The 24,952-nt window shown below is 72.0% G+C and carries 19 protein-coding genes; 6 read left to right on the top strand and 13 right to left on the bottom strand.

The annotated features are described in order from the left end of the window. Positions 1–78: 78 nt before the first annotated feature. The 3 genes from CP976_RS26480 to CP976_RS26470 form a co-directional block, all read right to left on the bottom strand. The gene (locus tag CP976_RS26480) at positions 79–1,881 is read right to left on the bottom strand and encodes a serine/threonine-protein kinase (protein ID WP_150485518.1); all 1,803 of its coding nucleotides are present in this window, start codon (positions 1,879–1,881) and stop codon (positions 79–81) included. Between the two features lie 167 nt (positions 1,882–2,048). Further along, complete coding sequence (locus CP976_RS26475; protein WP_150482571.1) at positions 2,049–4,550, bottom strand: protein kinase; 2,502 nt, start codon at positions 4,548–4,550, stop codon at positions 2,049–2,051. A gap of 153 nt (positions 4,551–4,703) precedes the next feature. Continuing rightward, on the bottom strand, positions 4,704–6,734 hold the full coding sequence (locus tag CP976_RS26470) for a serine/threonine-protein kinase (RefSeq protein WP_150482570.1): 2,031 nt from the start codon (positions 6,732–6,734) through the stop codon (positions 4,704–4,706). Positions 6,735–6,916: 182 nt separating this feature from the next. On the opposite strand from CP976_RS26470, the gene CP976_RS26465 reads away from it, so the two are divergent. Next, positions 6,917–7,960, top strand: a complete 1,044-nt coding sequence (locus CP976_RS26465) for a serine hydrolase domain-containing protein (RefSeq protein ID WP_150482569.1) — start codon at positions 6,917–6,919, stop codon at positions 7,958–7,960. 87 nt (positions 7,961–8,047) lie between these two features. Here the strand turns inward: CP976_RS26465 and CP976_RS26460 are convergent, their stop codons facing one another. Then, positions 8,048–9,754, bottom strand: a complete 1,707-nt coding sequence (locus CP976_RS26460) for a glycerol-3-phosphate dehydrogenase/oxidase (RefSeq protein ID WP_150485517.1) — start codon at positions 9,752–9,754, stop codon at positions 8,048–8,050. A gap of 290 nt (positions 9,755–10,044) precedes the next feature. On the opposite strand from CP976_RS26460, the gene CP976_RS26455 reads away from it, so the two are divergent. Continuing rightward, positions 10,045–11,253, top strand: coding sequence for a nucleotide sugar dehydrogenase (locus CP976_RS26455; protein ID WP_150482568.1), 1,209 nt, complete (start codon positions 10,045–10,047; stop codon positions 11,251–11,253). Between the two features lie 541 nt (positions 11,254–11,794). On the opposite strand, the gene CP976_RS26450 is transcribed toward CP976_RS26455, so the two are convergent. The 4 genes from CP976_RS26450 to CP976_RS26435 form a co-directional block, all read right to left on the bottom strand. After that, entirely contained in the window at positions 11,795–12,919 is a 1,125-nt protein-coding gene (locus tag CP976_RS26450; protein ID WP_020276389.1) for a GuaB3 family IMP dehydrogenase-related protein, read from the bottom strand. Positions 12,920–13,035: 116 nt separating this feature from the next. Then, entirely contained in the window at positions 13,036–14,541 is a 1,506-nt protein-coding gene (gene guaB, locus CP976_RS26445) for an IMP dehydrogenase (protein WP_150482567.1), read from the bottom strand. Positions 14,542–14,680: 139 nt separating this feature from the next. Then, positions 14,681–15,268 carry a sigma-70 family RNA polymerase sigma factor gene (locus CP976_RS26440; RefSeq protein ID WP_010036508.1) on the bottom strand — a complete coding sequence of 196 codons (588 nt, stop codon included), beginning with the start codon at positions 15,266–15,268 and terminating at the stop codon, positions 14,681–14,683. A 656-nt stretch (positions 15,269–15,924) separates the two neighbouring features. Beyond that, positions 15,925–16,536 carry a response regulator transcription factor gene (locus tag CP976_RS26435; protein ID WP_003948568.1) on the bottom strand — a complete coding sequence of 204 codons (612 nt, stop codon included), beginning with the start codon at positions 16,534–16,536 and terminating at the stop codon, positions 15,925–15,927. 380 nt (positions 16,537–16,916) lie between these two features. Here CP976_RS26435 and CP976_RS26430 point away from each other — a divergent pair, with 380 nt between their 5' ends. Further along, positions 16,917–17,246 (top strand): WhiB family transcriptional regulator, encoded by a 330-nt coding sequence (locus CP976_RS26430; RefSeq protein ID WP_086561542.1) that lies wholly within the window; start codon positions 16,917–16,919, stop codon positions 17,244–17,246. Between the two features lie 98 nt (positions 17,247–17,344). Here CP976_RS26430 and CP976_RS26425 read toward each other — a convergent pair whose 3' ends face one another. Then, on the bottom strand, positions 17,345–18,241 hold the full coding sequence (locus CP976_RS26425; protein WP_150482566.1) for a LysR family transcriptional regulator: 897 nt from the start codon (positions 18,239–18,241) through the stop codon (positions 17,345–17,347). Positions 18,242–18,321: 80 nt separating this feature from the next. Between CP976_RS26425 and CP976_RS26420 the strand changes: the two genes are divergently transcribed. The 3 genes from CP976_RS26420 to CP976_RS26410 all read left to right on the top strand — a co-directional run bounded on the left by CP976_RS26420 (position 18,322) and on the right by CP976_RS26410 (position 20,660). Then, entirely contained in the window at positions 18,322–18,990 is a 669-nt protein-coding gene (locus CP976_RS26420) for an MOSC domain-containing protein (protein ID WP_086844459.1), read from the top strand. 93 nt (positions 18,991–19,083) lie between these two features. Continuing rightward, positions 19,084–19,857 carry an SDR family NAD(P)-dependent oxidoreductase gene (locus tag CP976_RS26415; protein WP_150482565.1) on the top strand — a complete coding sequence of 258 codons (774 nt, stop codon included), beginning with the start codon at positions 19,084–19,086 and terminating at the stop codon, positions 19,855–19,857. 95 nt (positions 19,858–19,952) lie between these two features. After that, entirely contained in the window at positions 19,953–20,660 is a 708-nt protein-coding gene (locus tag CP976_RS26410; RefSeq protein ID WP_150482564.1) for an ester cyclase, read from the top strand. 79 nt (positions 20,661–20,739) lie between these two features. Here CP976_RS26410 and groL read toward each other — a convergent pair whose 3' ends face one another. The 4 genes from groL to CP976_RS26385 form a co-directional block, all read right to left on the bottom strand. Further along, positions 20,740–22,365, bottom strand: a complete 1,626-nt coding sequence (gene groL / locus CP976_RS26405) for a chaperonin GroEL (protein ID WP_150482563.1) — start codon at positions 22,363–22,365, stop codon at positions 20,740–20,742. Positions 22,366–22,481: 116 nt separating this feature from the next. Further along, positions 22,482–22,790 (bottom strand): co-chaperone GroES, encoded by a 309-nt coding sequence (gene groES, locus CP976_RS26400; RefSeq protein WP_003974211.1) that lies wholly within the window; start codon positions 22,788–22,790, stop codon positions 22,482–22,484. A gap of 339 nt (positions 22,791–23,129) precedes the next feature. Further along, positions 23,130–23,894: a polysaccharide deacetylase family protein gene (locus CP976_RS26390; RefSeq protein ID WP_150482561.1), complete on the bottom strand. Its 765-nt coding sequence runs from the start codon at positions 23,892–23,894 to the stop codon at positions 23,130–23,132. Then, positions 23,891–24,814 (bottom strand): polysaccharide deacetylase family protein, encoded by a 924-nt coding sequence (locus CP976_RS26385; RefSeq protein ID WP_150482560.1) that lies wholly within the window; start codon positions 24,812–24,814, stop codon positions 23,891–23,893. The genes CP976_RS26390 and CP976_RS26385 overlap by 4 nt, the downstream gene beginning before the upstream one ends. Positions 24,815–24,952: the final 138 nt, after the last annotated feature.

The following is a 24,952-nucleotide window of genomic DNA, read 5'->3' as shown; positions in this document are numbered from 1 at the left end:
CCCCAACGGAGGGATGGGCTCCGGGGCAGCGGCCCGCGGGTGGCCGAAACGCACGGCCCTGCGCGGGGGCCTCCCGCGTCAGGGGGTCTTCTCGTGCCAGCCCTGCAACAGCGACGTGAACTGCTTGCGCGCCTTCGCCCAGTCCTGCGCGGGCGCCGACATGTAGAGCGCGTACTCGGTGCCGTCGCGGGCGACGTACGTCTCCTCGATGGCCCGGCGCGGCCCGGGGAACTTGGTGTCCTTGGCCTGCGCGGTCCAGGTGTACTCCCACAGCGCGCCGTCCCGGTCACGGTAGACGTTGCGCTCCAGCTTCACCCGCTTGTAGTCGACCAGCCGCTGCAACTGCTGCTCCAGGTCGAGCTGGTGGGCGTACGGATCGGCGAAGTCCGGGGAGGTGTCGACGGCGATGCGGACGAAATGCCGGCCGCCGTCGGGCGTGTAGTCGATCTGTTTGAGCTCGCCCTGGGGCCCGAAGGTCTTGCGCTTCCAGCCCTTGGGCAGGTAGAGGCTGAAACCCGCGGGGTCGTCGCGGCGGGTCCAGCCTGCGGGAACCGAGCCCCCGGGCTGCTCCGCGGTCGTGGAACCGGCCGATCCGGACGCGCCGCCCGCCGTCTGCCGGCTCTCGTTCCACTGCTGGAGCACCACCGCGGTGCCTCCGCCGATGATGGCCGCGAGCGCGACGACGAGGGCGAGGGTCCGAAGCCGGCGGCGCCGGCCCGAACCGGCCGGCTGCGGGCCCATCGCCGTCGGGCCGACGGTGGTGGGCCCGGTCGTTCCGTGCCCGGTGGCGAAGGCCCCGGCCGCGGGAGGGCCGGCCGTGGCGGCGCCGGTCGTCGGCGTCCCGGTGGCCGATGCCCCGGCCGGCGGCGGGAGCGGAGTCCCGCTGTGCGATCCCGAGCCGGTACCGGCCGGGCCCGTGCCGGACGGGTACGTGCCCGACGGGTTCGCACCGGACTGGTACGTGCCCGAGGGGTTCGTGCCGGAGGCGCCCGTGCCGCTGTGCACGTCCCGGTACGGCGACGATCCCCCGTACTGCGTCGGCACGTACGCCTGCGCTCCGCTCGGCCGCCGTCCCTCCGCCGCCTCGGCGAGCATCTGCTCGGCCTCGGCGAGTTCGGGCCGGGCGGCCGGATCCTTGCGGAGCAGGGCGGCGATGACGGGCGTGAGCGGACCCGCGTACTGAAGCTCGGCGGCCTCTTCCTCGACCACGGCCTGCATGGTGGTCAGAGGGGTGGTGCGGCGGAACGGCGACCGGCCCTCCACCGCCGTGTAGAGCGTCGCGCCGAGCGCCCACAGGTCGGAGGACGGGCCCGGGTCGTGGCCGCGCACCCGCTCGGGCGCCAGGTAGTCGACCGAGCCCACGACCTCTCCGGTCCGGGTGATGGTCGTGTCGCCCTCGATCTGGGCGATGCCGAAGTCGGTGAGCAGGACACGCCCGTCCCGGGCGAGGAGGACGTTGCCCGGCTTGACGTCACGGTGCAGGACGCCGGCGGTGTGCGCGGCGCGCAGGGCCCGCAGCACCCACATGCCGATACGCGCCGCCTCGCGCGGCTCGACGCGCCCCTCCTCCTTGACCGCGTCGGCCAGGGAGCGGCCCTCGACCAGCTCCATCACGATCCACGGGCGGCCGTCGTGCTCCAGCACGTCGTGCACCGTGACGACGGCGGAGTGGTTGATCCGCGCGGCGGCCCTGGCCTCGGCCCGGGTGCGCGCCAGCAGGATGGCCTGCTCGCTCTCGGAGACGTAGAGGGCAGCCGTCAGCTCCTTGATGGCGACGGACCGGTGCAGCACCTCATCGTGTGCCCGCCATACCCGACCCATACCGCCACTGCCGATGGAGTCGGCAAGCCGGTAGCGGCCCGCGACGAGCAGGCCCTGCATCTGATTCACGTTGCCCCGCAATGGTCTTGACAGGGTCAGCGTAAGGACCCGCCCTTCCCCAGGGAACAAGCGGGGTACCACGGTGACCGCACTGTGACGGTTGTAGCCGCCTGGGACTGGAGGGAACCGTGAGGTGAACTCCAGTGCACGGCAGCCGGCTCAGAGGATCACTTCGTCGCCTTGTACGTCGCCGCCGCCTGCTCGTACAGCCGCGTCACCTCGTCCCGTTCGGACTCCGGGCCGCGCACCTGGACCACGTGGTACCGCCCGTCGACCAGCATCGCGAGGTTGCGCACGTACAGCTCGCCCCCGTCGTCGCCGGTCCAGGTGAACTGCCCCTCGGCCATGGTCCGCCCGCCCACCTCGATCGTCTTCAGCCCGGTGGAGGTGGCCCAGCTGGAGTCGCGGTACGGCTGCAACTCGCGCTCCTCCTCCCGCTGGTAGGCCATCGGATCGCTGCCGTACTCCGACGCGCTGTCCCGGCCCGGTACGACGATGAGCTCGAAGTCGCCCTTGGCGTAGACGACCTGGCCGCTGCCGCCCCGCGAGGTGCGGTCCCAGCCCTTGGCGACGGCGACCTGGAAGCCCGCCGAGTCCTTGCGCAGGGTGAAGCCGTCGGCGACCTCGGGGCCGGTGGTCTGCGTCTGAGTGGAACCGGCCGCCGTCGACGGGCTCTTCTCCGGCTCGGGCGACGCCTGGTCGGGCCGGGGCTCGCCGCTGGCGTCCGGCTCGGGCGCCTGGCTGACCTCACCGGCGGCACCGGTGCGGTCGGTGCCCTGCGCGCCGTCGGTCTCCGACTTGGGCATGAAGAGCATGGCGTAGGCGACCGCCGCGGCCATCGCGAGCAGGACGAGCAGGAGCAGGGTGCGGCCGAGCCGGTGCGGCGACCGCGACTCCTCCTTGGCCCGCTTGTGCCGCCCGTGGTGCGCTGGCAGTCCGGCCCGCCGCCTGCGCACGAGCTCGCCCCGGCGCCGTACGACGGGCAGCCGGCTCGCGTCGGCGGGCGGGGCCGCGACGACGTGCACACCGGCCTCCGGCTCGGGCGCCGAGCGCACGAGGGAGCGCAGCCAGCCGCGCAGTTCCTCGAAGTCGAGGCGCTCGGTCGGGTCCTGACGCAGCAGCGACTCGACGACCGGCCTGAGCGGCCCGCACTCCTCGGCGTACGCCGGCGGTTCCGCGCACACCATCTGCACCAGCTCGGCCGTCGACTCCTCCGGGTAGGGCGCATGCCCCTGCACGGCCCTGAAGAGCAGCGCGCCGAGCGCCCACAGGTCGGTGGCGGGGCCGATCGGCGCGGCCAACTGCCAGTTCTCGTGCACGGGTCCGGCCTGCTCCGGCGCCCAGCGCTCCGTCACGGGGCCCACCACGGCCATGCGCGCCTGCCGCGCCCGCTCGGCGGCCAGCGCCGTGGCCGGACCGCGCCGGGGTGCGGGGGTGTGGGCGACCAGGTCGTCCCACCGGGTGGGTTCGCTGTGGGCGGCGGGGTCCGGGGCCGGGGGAAGAGCCGCCTGCTCGTGTCCCTGCGGCGAGGGCGCGCCGCCCGCTGCGCCGCGGGGTGCGGCGCCGTGCCAGGCGGTCGTGCGGGGAGCGCCGCCGACGCCGTAGGGGTCGGCTATCTGCCCCGGCGGGGTCGCACCAGGCCCCGTGCTCTGCCCGGGGACGTAGGGCGACCGCGCCGAGCCGTTGCTGTGGGGCCCTGGCCCGCCGTCCGGGGCGGGCCGGGCACCGGGCAGCGCCGCGCGGCCGTTCTGCTGCGTCTCCTGGACCCGGGCGGCGGCCCGGGTACCCGCCCGGTAGGCCGCGATCGCCCCGGCTCGCGCGGCCCTCGGATCCTCGCCGTCCTCCGCGCTCCCGCGGGCCGGCACGGCCGGGCCCCCGCTCCCCGTGCCGGCTCCGGCCGCCGGCAGCCCCCGGGCCTCCCGAGCCTCTATGGCGGCACGCCGCGCGGCCTCGGGATCGGTCGCGCCGCCGGGACTTCCCGGGCCGCCGGCCCCACCGGGGCCTTCGGTCATCCCGGCGCCGCCGGTCTCCTGGCCGGGTTCGCCGAAGGCCGGAGCGGGGACGGGGTCGTACCCGCACAGGGCCTCTTCCGCCGCGCCCACCGCCAGCCCGGTCAGCATCACCCGGCCGTCGTCACAGACCAGGACCGTCCGCGCGGTGACGTTCCGGTGCACCCAGCCGTGCGCGTGCAGCACCCGCAGTGCCATGAGGACGTCGGAGGCCACCTCGGCCGCCCGGTACGGCGTCAGCGGCTTCTCGGCGAGCAGCGCCGCCAGGGGACGCGCGGCCACCAGCTCGCTGACGATCCACAGCGAACCGCCCTCGGCGAACACGTCGAAGACCTGGTCGAGCCGGGGGTGGTCGGGAATGGCCGCCGCGGCCTGCGCGGCCTCGACCGCGCGCCGCACCACCGGGTCCGTGGGCCGCCGGGTGCCCGGGCGGGCCCCGGGCCGCCGCGCGCCACCGTCACGTGCCGTGAAGCCGTCGGGCAGCCCCTCCGCGTCGAGGACCTCCGCCTCGACCACCTCCGGCAACGGCACTGCCCTGACCAGGACTTCCTGGCCGCTGTAGGTGTCGAAGGCCCGGGACTCGGTGAGTTCGTACTCGTCGGACGGCGGCAGCGGCAGGCGGTAGCGGTCGGCGAGCACCCGTCCCGCATAGTCGTCCACGTTGCCTCCCCCGGCAGCCTGGTCGGTCACATCCGTTCGCCCCACGGTCCGTTCCGGCTGCGTACGGTCCGCAAACATTTACGATACGTGCCGCAGACCACCCGCAATGTGGGGATGCCAGATCTCACTCCCCAAACCCGGGGCCGCTCATGCTCAGGACTTGGGTTCGAAGGTCTTCGTCAGCGTCCGCCAGGTCTCCTTGCGCAGCTCACCGCTCCAGTCGGTCGCTTTCGCCGTGTACATCAGCGCGTAGCCCTGCCGGTCGTCGACGACGAAACCCCGGTCGATGGTCCGGTACTTGGTGCCGCTCTCCACGTACGTGAACTCCCAGTCGGCCGTGTTCCAGCCGCGGTAGTCCACCTGCTCTATCCGGATCTTCTTGTACTGCGCGCGCTGCATGAAGCGCTCCTGGCTCTTCCAGTCCGCCACCGGGTCGCCCTTGGGCGTGGACGTCCAGGCGATGAGCAGCTTCTGCCCGTCGGGCCCGGTGAACCGGTCGCCCGCGGCGCCCGTGGACTGGTACTTCCACCCCTTCGGCAGCCCGATCGAGTACCCCTGGCTGCCCTGGTGCGTCGACTCCGCGGCAGTGCCCTTGCCGCCACCGGACGACCCGCCCGCCTGGTCCCCGGACGGGCTGTTCGAGGCGGACTTCGACGGCGCGGGCTGTGTCGCCCCGCTGTCGGTGCGCGTGCCGTCGCTCTCGTCGCCCTTGGTGTCGGCGCTGCCCGACGCGGTGGCGACGGTCTTGCCGCCGCTCTCGCCGGCGGCCCCCTTGGGGTCCTTGTCGTCCCCGCTGAGCGCGATGGCGAGCACGGTGCCGATCACGGCGAGCGCCACGACCACCGCGATGATCACCAGGGTCCGCCGCGGCACGACGTCGGTGAGCGGCGCCCTGGGCGGCGCGGGCCGCGGCGGCAGGTCCGGCGGCGTCATGACGGGCCACCCCGAACTCCGGCCTCCGGAGGCCGCCTTCTCCCCCTGCGCACCCCGCTCACCGGCCCCGGCAACCGCCCCCGGGGCGGCCGATGCCGAACCCGGCTTCGAGGCGGACGCTCCCGCGCCCCCGGCCCCGGCCTTCCCGCTCTCCGGTCCGGAAGAGGCCGTTGCGTCCGCGGACTCGGTCCGGGACGCGGCCGACGCCCCGGCCGTTCCGGCGGCGGCCTTGCGCACGGAACGCAGCGCCCCGCGCAGCCGCTCCGCGGGCTCCTCGCCCCGCTTGCCCCCGGCCCCGGCGGAACTCCCCTTGCGGGAGGACTTGTCCGGCTGCGCCGGCAGCGGCACGACCTTCGTCGCGTCCAAGGGCTCCGGCTCGGTCTTCTCGGGCGCGTGGATGACCGAGTTGAGCATGGCCCGGGCGCCCGCGTCGTCGAGCCGCTTGGCAGGGTCCTTGGTGAGCAGGCCGTGGATGACGTCCCGCAGCGGGCCGGCGTTCTTCGGCTCCTCCAACTGCTCGGTCATCACCGCCGTGAGAGTCGCTATGGCCGACCCCTTGTCGTACGGCGGCGCGCCCTCCACCGCCGCGTACAGCAGCCCGCCGAGCGACCACAGGTCGGCGGCCGGGCCCGGCTTGTGCCCGCGCGCCCGCTCCGGGGAGATGTAGGAGGGCGCGCCGACGAGCATGCCGGTCGAGGTGATGGACGGGTCGCCCTCGACCTGGGCGATCCCGAAGTCCGTGAGCACGACGCGGCCGTCCTCGGCGATCAGCACGTTCGACGGCTTCACGTCGCGGTGCAGGATGCCCTCGCGGTGCGCGGACCGCAGCACGTCCAGGACGGCGAGCCCGACCTCCGCGGCCCGCTTCGGCTCGAGGAGGCCGTCCTCCCGGATGACCTCGGCGAGCGACTTGCCCTCGACGAGCTCCATCACGATCCAGGGCCGGTCGTCCTCCTGGACGACGTCGAAGACCGTCACGGCGCTGTTGTTGCGGATCCGCGCGATCGCCTTGGCCTCGCGCAGCGTCCGTGTGATCAGCCGCCGCTTCTCCTCCTCGTCGATGTTCGACGGGAACCGCAGCTCCTTGACGGCGACCGTCCGGCCCAGGGTCTCGTCCTCGGCCCGCCACACCGTGCCCATGCCCCCGCGGCCGAGCACTTCGCCCAGCCGGTAACGCCCCGCGAGGAGACGCTCCCTGTTGTCCTGACGAGTGTCCTGACGAGATGTGCCCGCCCGCTCCGCCTCCGACATGCGTCCCCTCATACAACCCGCCCTGACAGAGCCTCCATTGTCTCTCACCCGACAAGTGCCCAGCGCCCAGGGGCCCCCTGGCGAAGCGCCCCCGCCGGTCCGCCCACCGGAACCCGGCCGCGGCGCACCGCGCGCCGCCTTGCATGATGGGCCCCCGACGCCCCGACGAGGGAGGAGCCCGCGTGCCGCCCTTTCGGACATTGCTGGCCCTGCCCGTGTCCGTCGCCCTCCTCGGCCTGCCTCCGGCCGACTCGTCGGCTCTCTCCGCTCCGCCCACGGACGCGGTGCTCCCGCTGCTGGTCACCCAGGGCAGAGCACCCGCCGCGGCCCTGCTGGCCCGGGAGGGGACCACCACCCGCTATGCCCACGCCGGGCAGGGAATCGCCCGGTCGGACCACTTCCGCGCCGGCAGCGTCACGAAGACGTTCATCGCGACGGTCGTGCTGCAACTGGCCGCCGAGCACCGGCTGTCACTGTCCGACACCGTGGAGCGGCATCTGCCCGGCCTGGTGCGGGGAGCGGGCAACGACGGCCGCGCGCTGACCCTGCGTTCCCTGCTCACCCACACCAGCGGCCTGTACGACTACACCAGGGACACCGGCGGAACCACACCCGTCACACCCCGTCAGGCCGTTCGCATCGCAGTCACCCACCCCCCGGCCGAACGCGGCCGCTTCTCCTACTCGAACACCAACTACGTGCTGCTCGGCCTGGTCGTCGAGCAGGTCACCGGCCACTCGTACGCCACCGAGGCCGAGCGCCGCATCATCACTCCCCTGGACCTGAAGGGCACCTCCTTCCCCGGATCCCGCTCCTCGCTGCCCTCTCCGCACGGCCGCGCCTACGCCGCCGACGGAACCGACGTCACCGATCTCGACCCGCGGGTGGCCGGCGCCGCGGGCGAGTTGGTGACCACGCTCGCCGATCTGGACCGCTTCTACTCGGCCCTGCTCGGCGGGCGGCTGCTGCCCCCGCGCCGGCTGCGCGAGATGCTCGACACCCGTGCCGCACACGGCGCGTACGGCATGGGCCTGTTTCCCGAGAAACTGCCGTGCGGCACCACGGTGTGGGGGCACAACGGGCACATATCCGGCAGCTACGTGCGCACCGCGGCCACCGTCGACGGCCGGCGTGTCCTCACCTTCCGCGTGAACACGGACGCGATGGCGGATCCCGGTCTCGAATCCGCGGTGCTCGCGGCCGAGTTCTGCCCCCGCACCTCGTAGAACGACCGGGTCCCGAACGTAGATCCCGGGTCCCGACACTCGTTCGAGTGACGTCGAAAGCGCTGCCCGCCGCGCGGGAACAGCCGCCTACAGCGGCACGATGTCCGGCGCCCCCAGCCGGGCCGCGTCCGCCGTCAGGTCGTCCGGCTGCCGCTGCGACTCCCGCTCCGCCTCCACCCGCTTCTCGTAGTGCTGCACCTCGCGCTCGATCTGGTCCTTGTCCCAGCCGAGGACCGGCGCCATCAGCTGGGCGGCGTCACGAGCGCTGCGCGTGCCCCGGTCGAAGGTCTCGATGGAGATGCGCGTACGCCGGGTCAGCACGTCGTCCAGATGCCGCGCCCCCTCGTGCGAGGCCGCGTACACGATCTCGGCGCGCAGATAGTCGTCGGCCGCCACCAGGGGCTCGCCGAGCGACGGGTTCTCGGCGATGAGGGCGAGGACCTCCTCGGCCAGCGTGCCGTACCGGTTCAGCAGGTGTTCGACCCGCACCACATGGAGTCCGGTCCGGGCCGCGATCCGCGCCCGCGCGTTCCACAGCGCCCGGTAGCCCTCGGCGCCCAGCAGCGGCACGTCCTCGGTGACGCATTCGGCGACGCGCATGTCGAGCCCGTGCACCGCCTCGTCCACCGCGTCCTTGGCCATGACCCGGTACGTGGTGTACTTGCCGCCCGCCACGACGACGAGCCCGGGCACGGGATGCGCCACGGTGTGCTCGCGCGACAGCTTGCTGGTGGCGTCCGACTCGCCCGCCAGCAGCGGCCGCAGGCCCGCGTACACGCCCTGGACGTCGTCCCTCGTGAGCGGCACCGCGAGCACCGAGTTCACGTGTTCCAGCAGGTAGTCGATGTCCGCGCTGGACGCGGCCGGGTGGGCCTTGTCGAGGTCCCATTCGGTGTCCGTGGTCCCGACGATCCAGTGCCGGCCCCAGGGGATGACGAACAGCACGGACTTCTCCGTGCGCAGGATGAGCCCGGTCGTGGAGTGGATCCGGTCGCGCGGCACGACCAGGTGGATGCCCTTGGACGCCCGGACGTGGAACTGGCCGCGCTCCCCGACCATCCCCTGGGTGTCGTCCGTCCACACGCCGGTGGCGTTGACGACCTGCTTGGCGCGGATCTCGTACTCGCCGCCGCCCTCGACGTCCTGCACCTTCGCGCCGACGACCCGCTCGCCCTCGCGCAGGAAGCCCGTCACCCGCGCGCGGTTGGCAGCCTTCGCGCCGTACGCCACCGCCGTGCGCACCAGGGTCGCCACGTAGCGGGCGTCGTCCATCTGGGCGTCGTAGTACTGAAGCGCCCCGACCAGCGCGCCCTTCTTCAAGCAGGGCGCCACGCGAAGGGCGTGAGAGCGGGTCAGATGGCGGTGCATGGGCAGGCCCCGGCCATGACCCCGGGCCATGGACATGGCGTCGTACATCGCGACGCCCGACCCGGCGTACAGCCGCTCCCAGCCCTTGTGCTGCAAGGGGTACAGGAACGGCACGGGCTTCACCAGATGCGGGGCGAGCCGCTCCAGGAGCAGGCCGCGCTCCTTCAGGGCCTCCCGTACGAGCGCGAAGTCGAGCATCTCCAGGTAGCGCAGGCCGCCGTGGATCAGCTTGCTGGACCGGCTGGAGGTGCCGGACGCCCAGTCGCGCGCCTCGACCAGTCCCGTGGACAGGCCCCGGGTCGCGGCGTCGAGGGCGGTGCCCGCACCGACCACGCCTGCGCCCACCACCAGCACGTCCAGCTCGCGCTCGGCCATAGATGCGAGTGACTCGACGCGCTGCGCCGGCCCGAGTATCGCTGTCCTCACCGCTGCCTCCCGCTCATCGCGGCGGCTGGTGCCGCCTCGGTCGCGCCGGCCGCACCCGTCGGGTGAGACCCCGTCCGTATCCCCCATGCCCAAATTCTGACCGTGTTGCCCGACTTCAGCCACCACGGGCCGTCAGCCTGTGGACAACGTCCACGGGACACTCACCGAAACTCGGGCGAGCAATCCCGCATATCGGTCATATTTACTCCTAGTCTGACATTGCGCTCGCCCGTCCTGTCCACAGGGCTTGCGCACCTGTCCCACTTCGGCTATCGGGAAGGACGGCCGCCATGCCCGCAGATCTCGCCGTCATCGGACTCGGCCCGTACGGCCTGCCCCTGGCCCAGGCCGCCGTCGCCGCAGGCGTCGCCACCATCGGCTACCGGACCGGCCCCGAGGCCGGCTCCCTCAGCGCCGCCGAACAGCGCCGGATGCTCTCGGGGGGCTTCCGGCCGACCACGAACGCCGCCGAGCTCGGCCGGGTGCGCACCGCGGTCATCTGCGCACCGACCCCGCGGGGCGCGGACGGCGGACTCGACCTGAGCCAGCTGGAGGCGGCCGCCCGCACCCTGGCCGCACACCTGCGCCCGCACACCACTGTGATTCTGGAGTCCCCTGTGTACCCAGGGACCACAGAGGAATGCCTGCGCCCCCTCCTCGAAGAGGGATCGGGTCTGCGCGCGGGCCGCGACTTCCACCTCGCCTACTCCCCCAGCCGCGCCGACCCCGGCAACCGCGACTTCACCCCCGCCAACACCCCCAAGGTCATCGGCGGCCTCACCCCGGCCTGCACGGAGTCGGCCGCCGCCTTCTACGGACGGCTCACCGACAAGGTGGTACGCGCGCGTGGACCCCGCGAGGCGGAGACCGTGCAGCTCCTGGAGACCAACTACCGGCACGTGAACATCGCCCTCGTCAACGAGATGGCCGTCCTCTGCCACGACCTGGGCGTCGACCTGTGGGACGTCGTCCGCTGCGCGGAGACCAAGCCGTTCGGCTTCCAGGCCTTCCGCCCCGGCCCCGGCGTCGGCGGCCACGCCGTCCCGCAGGACCTGACCGCCCACGGCGGCCGCACCCTGCGCATGGTGGAACTGGCCCAGCAGGTCAACAGCCGCATGCCCGGCTACGTCGTCCAGCGCGGCGCCGCGCTCCTCAACGAGCACGGCAAGTCGGCCCGCGGCGCCCGTGTGCTGCTCCTGGGCGTCACCTACAAGCCCGACCTCGCCGACCTGCACGGCACGCCCGCCCAGGAGGTCGCCCTGCGCCTGATGGAACTGGGCGCCTCGGTCAGCTACCACGACCCGTACGTCCCCGCCTGGAGCGTCCTGGACCGCCCCGTCCCCCGCGTGGACTCCCTCTACGAGGCGGTCGCCGACGCGGACCTGACCATCCTCCTCCAGCAGCACCGCACGTACGACCTGCAAGGCCTGTCGGTGAAGGCACAGCTGCTGCTGGACACGCGAGGAGCAGCCCCTACGGGGGCGGCGCATCGGTTGTGAAGAGGGGCGCGTGGGGGCGCTGAGCCCCCTGGGCTGGTGGCGCTGGGCACCCCGCCGCCAGTACCTTGGGAGACGGCGGAGCCCACCGCAGGGGCTAATGCGGCAGGCTCCTGGATGGATCACGGAGTGTCCGCCCCTAGGTCTCGTGGGGGCGGACACTCACCATCCGAAGCAAGGTGGAGCCCACCGCAGTGGCCACTGCGGCAGGCTCCTGGATGGATCACGGAGTGTCCGCCCCTAGCTCTCGTGGGGGCGGCCGCTCACCATCCGAAAAGTCGCAAGATCCACCTCCTCCGGCACTGCACCATCCGAAGACGGAGTCGGTCCCATTGGGTGGGCTTGCGGTGGCGTCCCATGGGCGCCCCCTTCCACGACGCCACCCATTGGCCCGGTGGGCAGCACGTCGGAATCGGGCCGGGCCCCGGCCCTCGGTCGCGCCCCCCTACGGCAACACGCGCCCCGCCACGGCCAGTTGGGCACGCAAAAGGGCCCGGCCACTCACCCGAGTGACCAGGCCCTTCCTCGTCCTGGGGACTACCGACTACCGCCGGTGCTGCGAGTCCGCCACCGTCACCTCGACCCGCTGGAACTCCTTCAGCTCGCTGTACCCGGTCGTGGCCATAGCCCGCCGCAGCGCGCCGAAGAGGTTCATCGAGCCGTCGGGGGTGTGGGACGGACCCGTGAGGATCTCCTCGATCGTGCCGACCGTGCCGAGGTCGACCTTCTGGCCGCGCGGAAGCTCCTCGTTCACGGCCTCCATGCCCCAGTGGTGGCCCTTGCCCGGCCCGTCGGTCGCGCGGGCGAGCGGGGAGCCCATCATGACCGCGTCGGCGCCGCAGGCGATCGCCTTGGGCAGGTCGCCGGACCAGCCGACACCGCCGTCCGCGATCACGTGCACGTACCGGCCGCCGGACTCGTCCATGTAGTCGCGGCGGGCCGCCGCCACGTCGGCGACCGCGGTGGCCATCGGGACCTGGATGCCCAGCACGTTGCGCGTGGTGTGCGCGGCGCCGCCGCCGAAGCCGACCAGCACGCCCGCCGCGCCCGTGCGCATCAGGTGCAGGGCCGCGGTGTACGTGGCGCAGCCGCCGACGATCACCGGGACGTCCAGCTCGTAGATGAACTGCTTCAGGTTCAGCGGCTCGTGCGAACCGGAGACGTGCTCGGCGGAGACCGTCGTACCGCGGATGACGAAGATGTCCACGCCCGCGTCGACGACGGCCTTGGAGAACTGGGCCGTGCGCTGCGGGGAGAGCGCCGCGGCCGTGACCACGCCCGAGTCGCGCACCTCCTTGATCCGCGCGCCGATCAGCTCCTCCTTGATGGGCGCGGCGTAGATCTCCTGAAGGCGCCGGGTGGCCGCCTCGGCGGGCAGCTCGGCGATCTCGTCGAGCAGCGGCTGCGGGTCCTCGTAGCGCGTCCACAGGCCCTCGAGGTTCAGCACGCCGAGGCCGCCGAGCTCGCCGATGCGGATGGCGGTGGCCGGGGAGACGACCGAGTCCATGGGAGCGGCCAGGAACGGCAGCTCGAAGCGGTAGGCGTCGATCTGCCAGGCGATCGAGACCTCCTTCGGGTCCCGCGTACGGCGGCTGGGGACGACGGCGATGTCGTCGAAGGCGTACGCCCGGCGGCCGCGCTTGCCGCGCCCGATCTCGATCTCAGTCACGTTGGTGGCCTTTCCCTGTTGCGTTTCAGCGTCTTCCAGTATCGCCGACGGGCACGACGAGGGCGGCCCCGGATGCTCCGGGGCCGCCCTCGCTGTGCCTCACGCGCGCGTGGCCGTCACTTGCTACGGCTGTAGTTCGGCGCCTCGACCGTCATCTGGATGTCGTGCGGGTGGCTCTCCTTGAGGCCCGCCGAGGTGATCCGGACGAAGCGGCCCTTGCTCTCCATCTCCTCGATGGTGGCGGCGCCCACGTAGCCCATGGTCTGGCGCAGACCGCCGACGAGCTGGTGCAGCACGTTGGCCAGCGGGCCGCGGTAGGGCACCTGGCCCTCGATGCCCTCGGGCACGAGCTTGTCGTCGGAGGCCACCTCGGCCTGGAAGTAGCGGTCCTTCGAGTACGACCGGCCCTGGCCGCGGGACTGCATCGCGCCGAGGGAGCCCATGCCGCGGTAGGACTTGAACTGCTTGCCGTTGATGAACTGAAGCTCGCCGGGCGACTCCTCGCAGCCGGCGAGCAGGCTGCCCAGCATCACCGTGTCGGCGCCGGCGGCGAGGGCCTTGCCGATGTCGCCGGAGTACTGCAGGCCGCCGTCGCCGATCAGCGGGACGCCCGCCGCACGGGCCGCGAGGGACGCCTCGTAGATGGCGGTGACCTGCGGGACCCCGATGCCGGCGACCACGCGCGTGGTGCAGATCGAGCCGGGGCCGACGCCCACCTTGATGCCGTCGACGCCGGCGTCGATCAGCGCCTGGGCGCCGTCACGGGTGGCGACGTTGCCGCCGATCACGTCGACACCGACGCTCGACTTGATCTTCGACATCCAGCTCAGGGCGTTGCTGTTGTGGCCGTGCGAGGTGTCGACGACCAGGAAGTCCACCCCGGCCTCGGCCAGCGCCTGGGCCCGCTCGAGCGCCTCGGGGCTGGCGCCCACGGCGGCACCGACGATCAGACGCCCCTCGGCGTCCTTCGCGGCGTTGGGGTACTGCTCGGCCTTGACGAAGTCCTTGACCGTGATGAGGCCCTTGAGGATTCCCGCATCGTCGACCAGGGGAAGCTTCTCGATCTTGTGGCGGCGCAGCAGCTCCATGGCGTCGGCGCCGGAGATGCCGACCTTGCCGGTGACCAGCGGCATCGGGGTCATGACCTCGCGCACCTGACGGGAGCGGTCGGTCTCGAAGGCCATGTCACGGTTGGTGACGATGCCGAGCAGCTTGCCGGCCGGGTCGGTGACCGGGACGCCGCTGATGCGGAACTTGGCGCACAGGGCGTCGGCCTCGGCCAGCGTCGCGTCCGGGTGCACCGTGATGGGGTCGGTGACCATGCCGGACTCGGAGCGCTTGACCAGGTCGACCTGGTTGACCTGGTCCTCGACGGAGAGGTTGCGGTGCAGTACGCCGACGCCGCCCTGGCGGGCCATGGCGATCGCCATGCGGGACTCGGTGACCTTGTCCATCGCCGCGGACAGCAGCGGGATGTTCACCCGGACGTTGCGGGAGATGCGGGACGAGGTGTCGACCGCGTTGGGGAGCACCTCGGATGCACCCGGCAGCAGCAGCACGTCGTCGTAGGTCAGCCCGAGTGTCGCGAATTTCTCGGGCACGCCGTCGACGTTGGCAGTCATGACACCTTCCCCAAATGGCCTTGATCGGTGCGGATGTCCATGCTAACGGGAAGCAGAGAGCCCGAATTCCAGTGTTCCGCCTGACCGGGGGCTTCGTATCTTCGTACGGAACCGGCGCACCCCCTGTTCAACGAAGGCACTACTGCTCGGCGAGCGCCCTGAGCCTGCTCAGGGCACGGTGCTGGGCCACACGGACCGCGCCGGGTGACATTCCCAACATCTGGCCCGTCTCCTCCGCCGTCAACCCCACCGCGATCCGCAGCAGCAGCAGCTCCCGCTGGTTCTCGGGCAGATTGGCCAGGAGTTTCTTGGCCCATTCCGCGTCGCTGCTCAGCAGGGCGCGCTCCTCCGGGCCCAGGGAGTCGTCGGGCCGCTCGGGCATCTCGTCCGAGGGGACGGCCGTCGAGCCCGGGTGCCGCATCGCCGCGCGCTGGAGGTCGGCGACCTTGTGCGCGGCGATGGCGAAGACGAACGCCTCGAAGGGACGCCCGGTGTCCCGGTAGCGGGGCAGCGCGAGGAGCACCGCCACGCAGACCTCCTGGGCGAGGTCCTCCACGAAGTGCCGGGCGTCGCCCGGGAGGCGGGACAGACGGGTGCGGCAGTAGCGCAGGGCCAATGGGTGGACATGGGCGAGCAGGTCGTGCGTGGCCTGCTCGTCCCCGTCGACGGCGCGGTGGACGAGCGCGCCGATCGCCCCTTGGGCATTGACCGCCTCGTCGTCGCGCATCGGTCCATGGTGCCTTGCGGCCGCCTGGTCCGTGGCACCGCGCCCGTTGTTGTGCACCGAAGCGTTATGAGCAGGTGCGCCGGAACTCATACCCTGCGCCCTCCCCTTCCGCTCGACCGACTCGTCCCCGAGGAACTCCACACCCTCAAGGATGCGGCATCCGCGGCGAAACGAGCAGCGGGCAGCGGGCGAACCCCCGGCCCGCCCCCGCCGACCTGGCCTTCCGCGCCCCCATTGCGACCGCCGCCACACCCGCGATCGTCCCCCGGGCATGCCGTTCCGACCATCCCGGGGGCGTGGGTCCTCGTAAGCACCCTCCCGAGCTGTCGGCCTCGCTGGGGCAGGGCGGGACCCCCACCGGCGTTGCCGTCGGCCGTCGGCCCGCGCAGGCACTCGTGCGGCTCGCGCCGGATGCCGCGCATGGAAGCCGGCCCGATCCGGAGGACAGGCCGTGGGCGGTCACCGCGAAGCCCCGCCCGCCCTGCGACGGCCGGCACTTCCCCAAGCTCTTCGAGCAGGGGAGAACCCCACTCGCCGCACCGGGCGTACGCCGGTGTGCAACCAGTACGCGGGCGTCCGCCCGGCACGCCGAGAGCACGCACCGAACGCCGCAGCGCCCGCCCTCCGGGCGGACGCCGGGACTGTGCGGACACCCTCTAGCGCACCAGACCCCACCGGAAGCCGAGCGCCACGGCGTGGGCCCGGTCCGAGGCGCCGAGCTTCTTGAACAGGCGCCGGGCGTGCGTCTTGACGGTGTCCTCGGAGAGGAACAGCTCGCGGCCGATCTCGGCGTTCGAGCGGCCGTGGCTCATGCCTTCGAGGACCTGGATCTCACGTGCCGTGAGCGTCGGCGCGGCGCCCATCTCGGCCGAGCGCAGCCGGCGCGGGGCGAGCCGCCAGGTCGGGTCGGCCAGGGCCTGCGTCACCGTCGCGCGGAGCTCCGCGCGGGAGGCGTCCTTGTGCAGATAGCCGCGGGCACCGGCGGCGACCGCGAGAGCCACACCGTCCAGGTCCTCGGCGACGGTGAGCATGATGATGCGCGCACCGGGGTCGGCGGACAGCAGCCGCCGGACCGTCTCGACGCCGCCCAGTCCGGGCATGCGTACGTCCATCAGAATCAGGTCCGAGCGGTCGGCCCCCCAGCGGCGGAGGACTTCCTCGCCGTTGGCCGCCGTCGTCACGCGCTCTACGCCGGGCACGGTTGCGACCGCGCGACGGAGCGCCTCTCGGGCAAGCGGGGAGTCGTCGCAGACGAGGACGGAAGTCATGGCCGCCCTCCGCAGCTGATGCGCGTCACCTTGAGCCTCCAGGCTGGTACGAAATCGTCACCTGTGCGGTCGACCGTCTCGGACGCCCGTCCGAGCGCTTGTTCCTTCAACCGCCTCGCACTCTCAACGACGGTCACTCGAAAGAGTTACGGGGGTGGCTGACATCTTCGGCACTCTACGTGAGGGGCCGGACACGGTGCTGATATGCGCAACAGACCCTCGAACTTTCATCACAAGCTATGCCCCATTCAGACCCTTTTCTTCCGCTTTGCCGGTGTCTGGAGCTAGATTCGCAATGAGTCATATTTTCATCTCCTTAGATCGTAGTTGTACGGTCGTGGACACCGGATCCGCCCAGAACGGCTACAAGGGGTCACGTAATGGCAGATTTCTCCCGCCTTCCCGGACCGAACGCGGACCTGTGGGACTGGCAGCTGCTCGCTGCCTGTCGCGGGGTGGACAGCTCGCTCTTCTTCCATCCGGAGGGCGAGCGCGGTGCGGCTCGGAGCGCTCGCGAGAACTCGGCCAAAGAGGTCTGCATGAGGTGCCCGGTGCGTGCCGAGTGCGCCGCCCACGCGCTGGCGGTGCGTGAGCCGTACGGCGTGTGGGGCGGGCTGACCGAGGACGAACGCGAAGAGCTGATGGGGCGGGCGCGCAACCGGCTGGTGTCGGCGTCGACATCCGGCGGGCACGCCGCCTCGAACACCTGAAGGAACGTTTCTGCGAGACAGGCACGCGCACGCGTGCCGTTGGTTTTTGACGCGCTTCCACGGCGCCCGGACACCCGGGCCGGGCAGCACCGTGGTGGCTAGCGGCGGCCCGCCCGTGCCAGTTGGTCGAGCGTCGCCGCCACCGCCGGGACCTGTGCGAGGTCGGGCAGGGTGAGCGCGACGATCTCCCGGCGCACCGCCGGTTCCAGCGTCACGGCCCGCACCCCCCGGGGCCTTACGGACTCGACGGCGAGCTGGGGCAGCACCGCCACGCCCAGACCGGCGCCCACCAGGCCGGCGACCGCCGGGTAGTCGTCGGTCGCGAAGTCGATGCGCGGGGTGAAGCCGGCCGCCGCGCAGACCTCGACCAGCTGGCCGCGGCAGCGCGGGCAGCCGGCGATCCACGGCTCCCGCGCGAGCTCGCCGATCGCGACGGACTCCGCGCCCGCGAGCCGGTGCCGCTCCGGCACGAGTGCGACGAGCCGGTCCGTCAGCAGCGGCCGTACGACGAGGTCCTCCCACTCCTCGGCGCCCGCCGCGCCCTCGTAGCGGAAGGCGAGCGCCACGTCGCAGTCGCCCTCGCGCAGCATGCCGACGGACGCGGGCGGTTCGGCCTCCTCAAGGAAGACCCGGGTGCCGGGGTGCGCGTCACGCAGTGCGGCGAGGGCCGTCGGCACGAGGGTGGAGCTGCCGCTGGGGAAGGAGACGAGCCGGACGCGCCCGGCCCGCAGCCCGGCGATGGCGGCGACCTCCTCCTCCGCGGCCGTGAGCCCGGCGAGGATCCCGGCGGCGTGCCGCACCAGCGCCTCGCCGGCCTGGGTCAGGCGCATCTCGCGTCCCGTGCGGATCAGCAGAGGTGTGCCGACGGAGGTTTCCAGGGCCTTCATCTGCTGGCTGACGGCGGGCTGGGTGCAGCCCAGCTCGCGCCCCGCGGCGGAGAAGGAGCCGGTGGCCGCGACGGCGCGCAGTACGCGGAGATGGCGAGCTTCGATCACCCTTCGAGGATAAGCGACCCTTTGAAGCCGCTCCCGATAATGCGTCGACGCTTTGAGGGCGGGTCCCCTACCGTGCTGGCATGAGGCTTCTGTCAGTGAATCTGGGCCGTGCCAGGGCTGTGCCGTACACGGACAACCCGGAGGGTGTGACCGGAATCGACAAGCAACCGGTGGACGGGCCGGTGCGGGTGTCGGCGCCCGGGCCCAAGGGCGTCGGCGGGAGCGGGCTGGCCGGGGACGCGGTGTGCAAGCTGGAGCACCACGGCGGCGACGACCAGGCGGTCTACGCGATGGCCCGCGAGGACATGGACGCGTGGGAGCGCGAGCTGGGCCGGCCGCTGGCGCACGGGGCGTTCGGCGAGAACCTCACGACCGAGGGCCTCGACGTCTCCGGGGCGCGGATCGGCGAGCGCTGGCGCGTCGGGACCGAGGTGCTGCTGGAGGTCACCTGCGGGCGGATACCGTGCCGGACGTTCCAGGGCCATCTGGGCGAGAAGCAGTGGGTGAAGCGGTTCACGCGGCGAGGAGCGCCCGGGGCCTATCTGCGGGTGATCGAGCCCGGTGAGATCCGGGCGGGTGACCCGGTGGAGATCGCGCACCGGCCGGAGCACGACGTGACCGTGGCCCTCCAGTTCCGTGCGGTGACCACCGAGCGGACGCTGCTGCCGCGGTTGCTGGCGGCCGGCGAGGCCCTGCACCCCGAGTCGCTGAGGCTGGCGCGGGAGTATGCGGAGAAGCACGGGGCCTGACGCCGCTCACCGCGCGGGTCTCCACGGACCCTTCACCGTCGAGGTCCCGGCACGGAAGCGGACGCACATGGTCCAGGTCACTAACCTGCTGCCATGACAACGGCTCTGATTACGGGATCGACGGCAGGCATCGGGGCCGCGTTCGCGCGGCGACTGGCGGCGGACGGACACAACCTGGTGCTGGTGGCCCGCGACACCAAGCGGCTCCGGGAGCAGGCGACCGAGCTGCACGACCGGCACGGCATCGAGGCGGAGGTGCTGACGGCCGACCTCGCCGAGGACAAGGGCATCGAGTCGGTGGCCGACCGGCTGGGCGACCGGAAGAACCCCGTCGACCTGCTGATCAACAACGCCGGCTTCGGCAACAAGGGACGCTATCTCGACGTGTCCATGGCTGACGAGCTGCGGATGCTGAAGGTGCACTGCGAGGCGGTGCTGCGGCTGACGTCCGCGGCGACGGAGGCCATGCGGGAGCGCGGCCGCGGCGGCGTGGTGAACGTCGCGTCGGTGGCCGCGTTCGTCCCGCGGGGCACCTACGGCGCCTCCAAGGCCTGGGTCGTGCAGTTCTCCCAGGGCGCCGCACGCGACCTGGCCGGCAGCGGCGTACGGCTGATGGCGCTCTGCCCCGGTTTTGTCCGCACCGAGTTCCACGAGCGGGCCGGCATGGGCACGGACAACATCCCGAGCTGGATGTGGCTCGACGCGGACAAGCTGGTGGCGGCGGCACTGCACGACCTGGCCCGCGGCAAGACGCTGTCCATCCCGGACCCGCGCTACAAGGCGCTGATGGGGGCGGCGAAGCTGGTGCCGCGGGGGGTGCTCGGGGCCGTCTCGTCCAGGACGGGCCGGAAGTACGGGCCGCAGTAGGCGCGGGCCGGAAGGCGGCCCCGACAGGCACAGCGCGCCCCCGCCCAGGACAATGGAGCTGTTCAGCCGGACCCAGGGGGGCCGGAGGCGAGAGCATGACCTTCGTACAGCTCATCGAATGCAGGACCAGCCGGCTCGACGAGATGAACCGGCTGATGGACAGGTGGGTCGAGCAGACCAAGGGGAAACGGACCGCTACGCACAGTGTCGTGGCGAAGGACCGGGCCGACGCCTCGCACATCGTCGAGATCGTGGAGTTCCCGTCGTACGAGGAGGCGATGCGGAACTCCGGTCTTCCGGAGACCGACCGGATCTTCCAGGAGATGGTGGCGCTCTGTGACGAGACGCCGACGTTCACGGACCTGGACGTGGTGCGGGACGAGCAGCTGTACTCGGCCACCGCGCGCAGGTTCTTCGAGCTGGCGCCCGGGGAGGGCGCGGCGCCCGCGTTCAACGACGTGTTCATCGAGGACTACCACGATCACGATCCCGCCAGAGTGCAGGACGTCATCGGGCTGGACGCGATGCGGCGCGAGGTGGAGGTGTGGCGGGGCGGGTTCGACTTCTCGTTCACGATCGAGGACCAGATGGCCCAGGGCGACCGGGTGTGCACCCGGTGGACCTTCCGGGGCAGGCACAAGAGTGACTTCCTCGGGATCCCGCCGACGGGGCAGGACGTCACCATGACCGGCACGACCATCCACCGCTGCACGCCGGACGGGAAGATCGCCGAGGGCTGGTGGCAGTACGACCGGCTGGGGCTGATGCAGCAGCTCGGGGCGCTGGACCCGCTGGAGTTGTGAGCCGCGCAGGACCGGCCTACGGGAGAAGCCCCCGTTCCGCACGAGGCGGGACGGGGGCTTCTCTTACGAGGTCGGTACCTCAGTGGGAGTGGCCGTGGCTGTGGCCTCCGGCCGCCGGCTCCTCCTCTTCCTTCTTCTCGACGACCAGGGTCTCGGTCGTGAGCAGGAGGGAGGCGATGGAGGCGGCGTTCTCCAGGGCGGAGCGGGTGACCTTGACCGGGTCGATGACGCCGGCCTTGATCAGGTCGCCGTACTCGCCGGTGGCGGCGTTGAAGCCCTGGCCCTTGTCGAGCTCGGCGACCTTGGAGGTGATGACGTAGCCCTCCAGGCCGGCGTTCTCGGCGATCCAGCGCAGCGGCTCGACGACCGCGCGGCGGACGACCGCGACACCGGTGGCCTCGTCGCCGGTCTTGCCGAGGCTGCCCTCGAGGACCTTGGCGGCGTGGACCAGAGCGGAGCCACCACCGGAGACGATGCCCTCCTCGACCGCGGCGCGGGTCGCGGAGATGGCGTCCTCCAGACGGTGCTTGCGCTCCTTGAGCTCGACCTCGGTGGCGGCACCCACGCGGATGACGCACACGCCGCCGGCCAGCTTCGCGAGGCGCTCCTGGAGCTTCTCGCGGTCCCAGTCGGAGTCGGTGGTCTCGATCTCGGCCTTGATCTGGGCGACGCGGCCCTGCACGTCGTCCTTGTTGCCGGCACCGTCGACGACCGTGGTGTCGTCCTTGGTGACGGTGACGCGGCGGGCGGAGCCGAGGACGTCCAGACCGACCTGGTCGAGCTTGAGGCCGACCTCCTCGGAGACGACCGTGGCGCCGGTGAGGACCGCCAGGTCCTGGAGCATCGCCTTGCGGCGGTCGCCGAAGCCGGGGGCCTTCACGGCGACGGCGTTGAACGTGCCGCGGATCTTGTTCACGACCAGGGTCGACAGGGCCTCGCCCTCGACGTCCTCGGCGATGATCAGCAGCGGCTTGGAGGAGTTGGACTGGATGACCTTCTCCAGCAGCGGCAGGAGGTCCGCGATGGCGGAGATCTTGCCCTGCGTGATGAGGATGTACGGGTCGTCCAGGACGGCTTCCATGCGCTCCTGGTCCGTCACGAAGTACGGCGACAGGTAGCCCTTGTCGAAGGCCATGCCCTCGGTGAAGTCCAGCTCCAGACCGAAGGTGTTGGACTCCTCGACGGTGATGACACCGTCCTTGCCGACCTTGTCCATCGCCTCGGCGATGAGCTCGCCGACCTGCTGGTCCTGGGCGGACAGCCCGGCGACGGCGGCGATGTCGGACTTCTCGTCGATCGGGCGGGCCGAGGCGAGCAGGTCCTCGGAGATCGCGGCGACGGCGGCGTCGATGCCCTTCTTCAGGGCGGCCGGGGAGGCACCGGCGGCGACGTTCTTCAGGCCCTCGCGCACGAGCGCCTGGGCGAGCACGGTCGCGGTGGTCGTACCGTCACCCGCGATGTCGTTGGTCTTGGTCGCCACCTCCTTGACCAGCTGGGCACCGAGGTTCTCGTACGGGTCCTCGATCTCGACCTCGCGGGCGATCGTGACACCGTCGTTGGTGATGGTGGGAGCGCCGAACTTCTTGTCGATGACGACGTTGCGGCCCTTGGGGCCGATCGTCACCTTCACCGTGTCGGCAAGCTTGTTGACGCCGCGCTCGAGGGCGCGACGGGCGTCCTCGTCGAACTTCAGGATCTTCGCCATGGGAGCGTGAGCCCTCTTCCGGAATCAGGGTTAACGGCACTGCGCCCCGGGCGCCCGGCTTCTCATCGATCGCGGGGGGCCAGGGGCGCAGCTCAAAGCAATGTGCTTGGGGTGAATTACTTCTCGACGATCGCGAGCACGTCGCGGGCCGAGAGGACGAGGTACTCCTCGCCGTTGTACTTCACCTCGGTGCCGCCGTACTTGCTGTAGAGCACGACGTCGCCGACGGAGACGTCGAGCGGAAGACGGTTGCCGTCCTCGAAGCGGCCCGGGCCCACGGCCAGGACGACGCCCTCCTGGGGCTTCTCCTTGGCGGTGTCCGGGATGACCAGGCCAGAGGCGGTGGTCTGCTCGGCGTCGAGCGGCTGGACCACAATGCGGTCCTCGAGCGGCTTGATGGCAACCTTGGAGCTGGTGGTCGTCACGATCCGACCTCCCCCTTCGGAGATCTCACGGGGTTAACTGTCTGAGGTGGCGACCAGGTGGATCCGTCGTCGCGGGTGCCGGACCTGCCCGTCGCTGTGTTGGCACTCTCCAGTGGGGAGTGCCAGAGCCGAGACTATGACTGCGATTAGCACTCGGTCAAGCGGAGTGCCAATTGCCGGCGGCGCGTCGGCCGGTTCCGATGTCGCCGTACGTTTGCGCAGGTGCCCGGCGTCGGTGTCCTGGTCTTCCGGGGGCTGCCGCCCCCGGGCCCCCGATTCGGCCTGGACGGCCTCGTCCTCAAGCGCCGGACGGGCTGAACGAAACCGCCGGCCGAGACGTCAGAGGTAGTCCTCCAGCCGCCCCACCCGCAGCCCCTTGCCCTCGATCTCCCCCAGCAGGCGCCGAGTCCGTTCCGTGAGCGTCAGGGACGCACTCTCGCCCGACGGCACCGAGATGACGTCGCCGGGGCGCAGGCGGGGCTCGCCGCGGGTGTACGTCAGGGTGCCGTCGGGCCCCAGGGACGCCCTCCAGAGGACGACCGCCCGGATGCCGCAGTCGGCGGCGGCGCGCAGGGTCGTCGTGTCGTACACGCCGTAGGGCGGGCGGAAGAGGCGGGGGCGGATGCCGAAACGGGAGCGGAGTTTGTGCTGCTGTCCGCAGATCTCGGCACGCTGGCCTGCGTAGGGCAGGCCGCGCAGGGCGGGGTGGTCGAGGGTGTGGTTCTGGATGGACGCGCCGACCGCGCGCAGGCGGGCGAAGTGGCCGTAGCCGGGCCCCACGACGCTGTCCGTGAGGAACATGCTGACCGGGAGCCGCCGTTCGCGGACGAGGCCGACGAAGCGGGGGTCGCGCTCGGCGCCGTCGTCGTAGGTCAGGAAGACCACCCGGTCGCGGGTGCGGACGTGGTCCACGACGGGCGGAAGACCGCGTCGGTCACCTCGGTCGTCCCGGTCGTCCGGGTCCGGCCCGCGGACGCCGCTCGACGCGTGCGTCGGTGACTGGCCCCGGCCGTCCGCCGCCGTCCGCTCCCCCGCGGCCCCGGCGCAGCCGGCCAGCAGGATCACCCCCGCGCACACCACGGCGGCCGGCGACCGCCGCCTCACAGGTAGTCCTCCAGCCGGCCCACCGCGTAGCCCTCGGCCGTGACCTTGCTCAGGAAACGGCGGATCATGTCCGGCATCGTGCCCTGCCACTGGCCGCGACCGCGGAAGTGGGTGAGGACGATGTCGCCCGGGTGCAGTTTCCGGTCCCACTCGCGGTACTCCCAGCGGTCGGCGAAGACCTCCTGGTTCCAGAGGGGGACGTATTCGATTCCGCAGGCCTTGGCGGCGCGCAGGGTCGCCCTGTCGTAGCTGCCGAAGGGCGGGCGGAAGAGGGCCGGGCGCTTGCCGTAGCGCTTCCCGATGAGGCGCTGCATGCCGCAGATCTCGCGCTTCTGCGCCCGGTACGACAGGCCCGGCATGTAGCGGTGGCGGAGGGTGTGGTTGTTCAGGACCACACCCGCGTCCTGCATCTTCTCGAAGTAGCGGTAGTCGTCCTTGATCAGGTAGCCGCTGAGGAAGGCGCTGTACGGGATCTTCAGCTCGCTCATCATCCGCAGGAACGCCGGGTCCTTCTCGGCGCCGTCGTCGATGGTGAGGAAGACGACCTTGTCCCGGGTGGGGACCGTGGTGAAGACGGGCGGCAGGTTCCGTCTCCGGTGACCCTCCACCTCGAAGCCCTCGCGGGTCCTGATCCTCGGCTTCTTGACGGGGGCCGGCGGGGCGGTCAGGGGGACCCTTCTCAGCCCCCAGCGCTGCGCCGCGACGATCCGTGCGGCGTGCGCGGCGCGCAGCTTGGAGGCGTAGGAGTCGAGCGCGCGGGCCGGGGGCGCGTCGAGGGGCTGCTGGCCGCCGGCCGGGGGGATCCGGCCGCTGTCGCCCTGCGCGCAGCCCGAGGCGATGGCGGCGAGGGTGAGCAGCGCGAGGCCGATCCGCACACCGCCAGATGCCCGGCTTTTGTCATTTTGTACGACTGCTCGCATGATGCGGGATCCTCGCAGCCGGCCTTCCCGGATCGGCCCCGACACCGCGACCGGCGGCGCACCATCCACCGAGTGGCCCACACGCGGTTGGTCCGGCCCCGCGCGCAGGCGGACGGACCAGGCCGGTCCACCCGGGCC

The organism is Streptomyces coeruleorubidus (assembly GCF_008705135.1).
GTDB lineage: Bacteria > Actinomycetota > Actinomycetes > Streptomycetales > Streptomycetaceae > Streptomyces > Streptomyces coeruleofuscus.
This window is presented reverse-complemented; position numbering and strand designations above follow the sequence as displayed.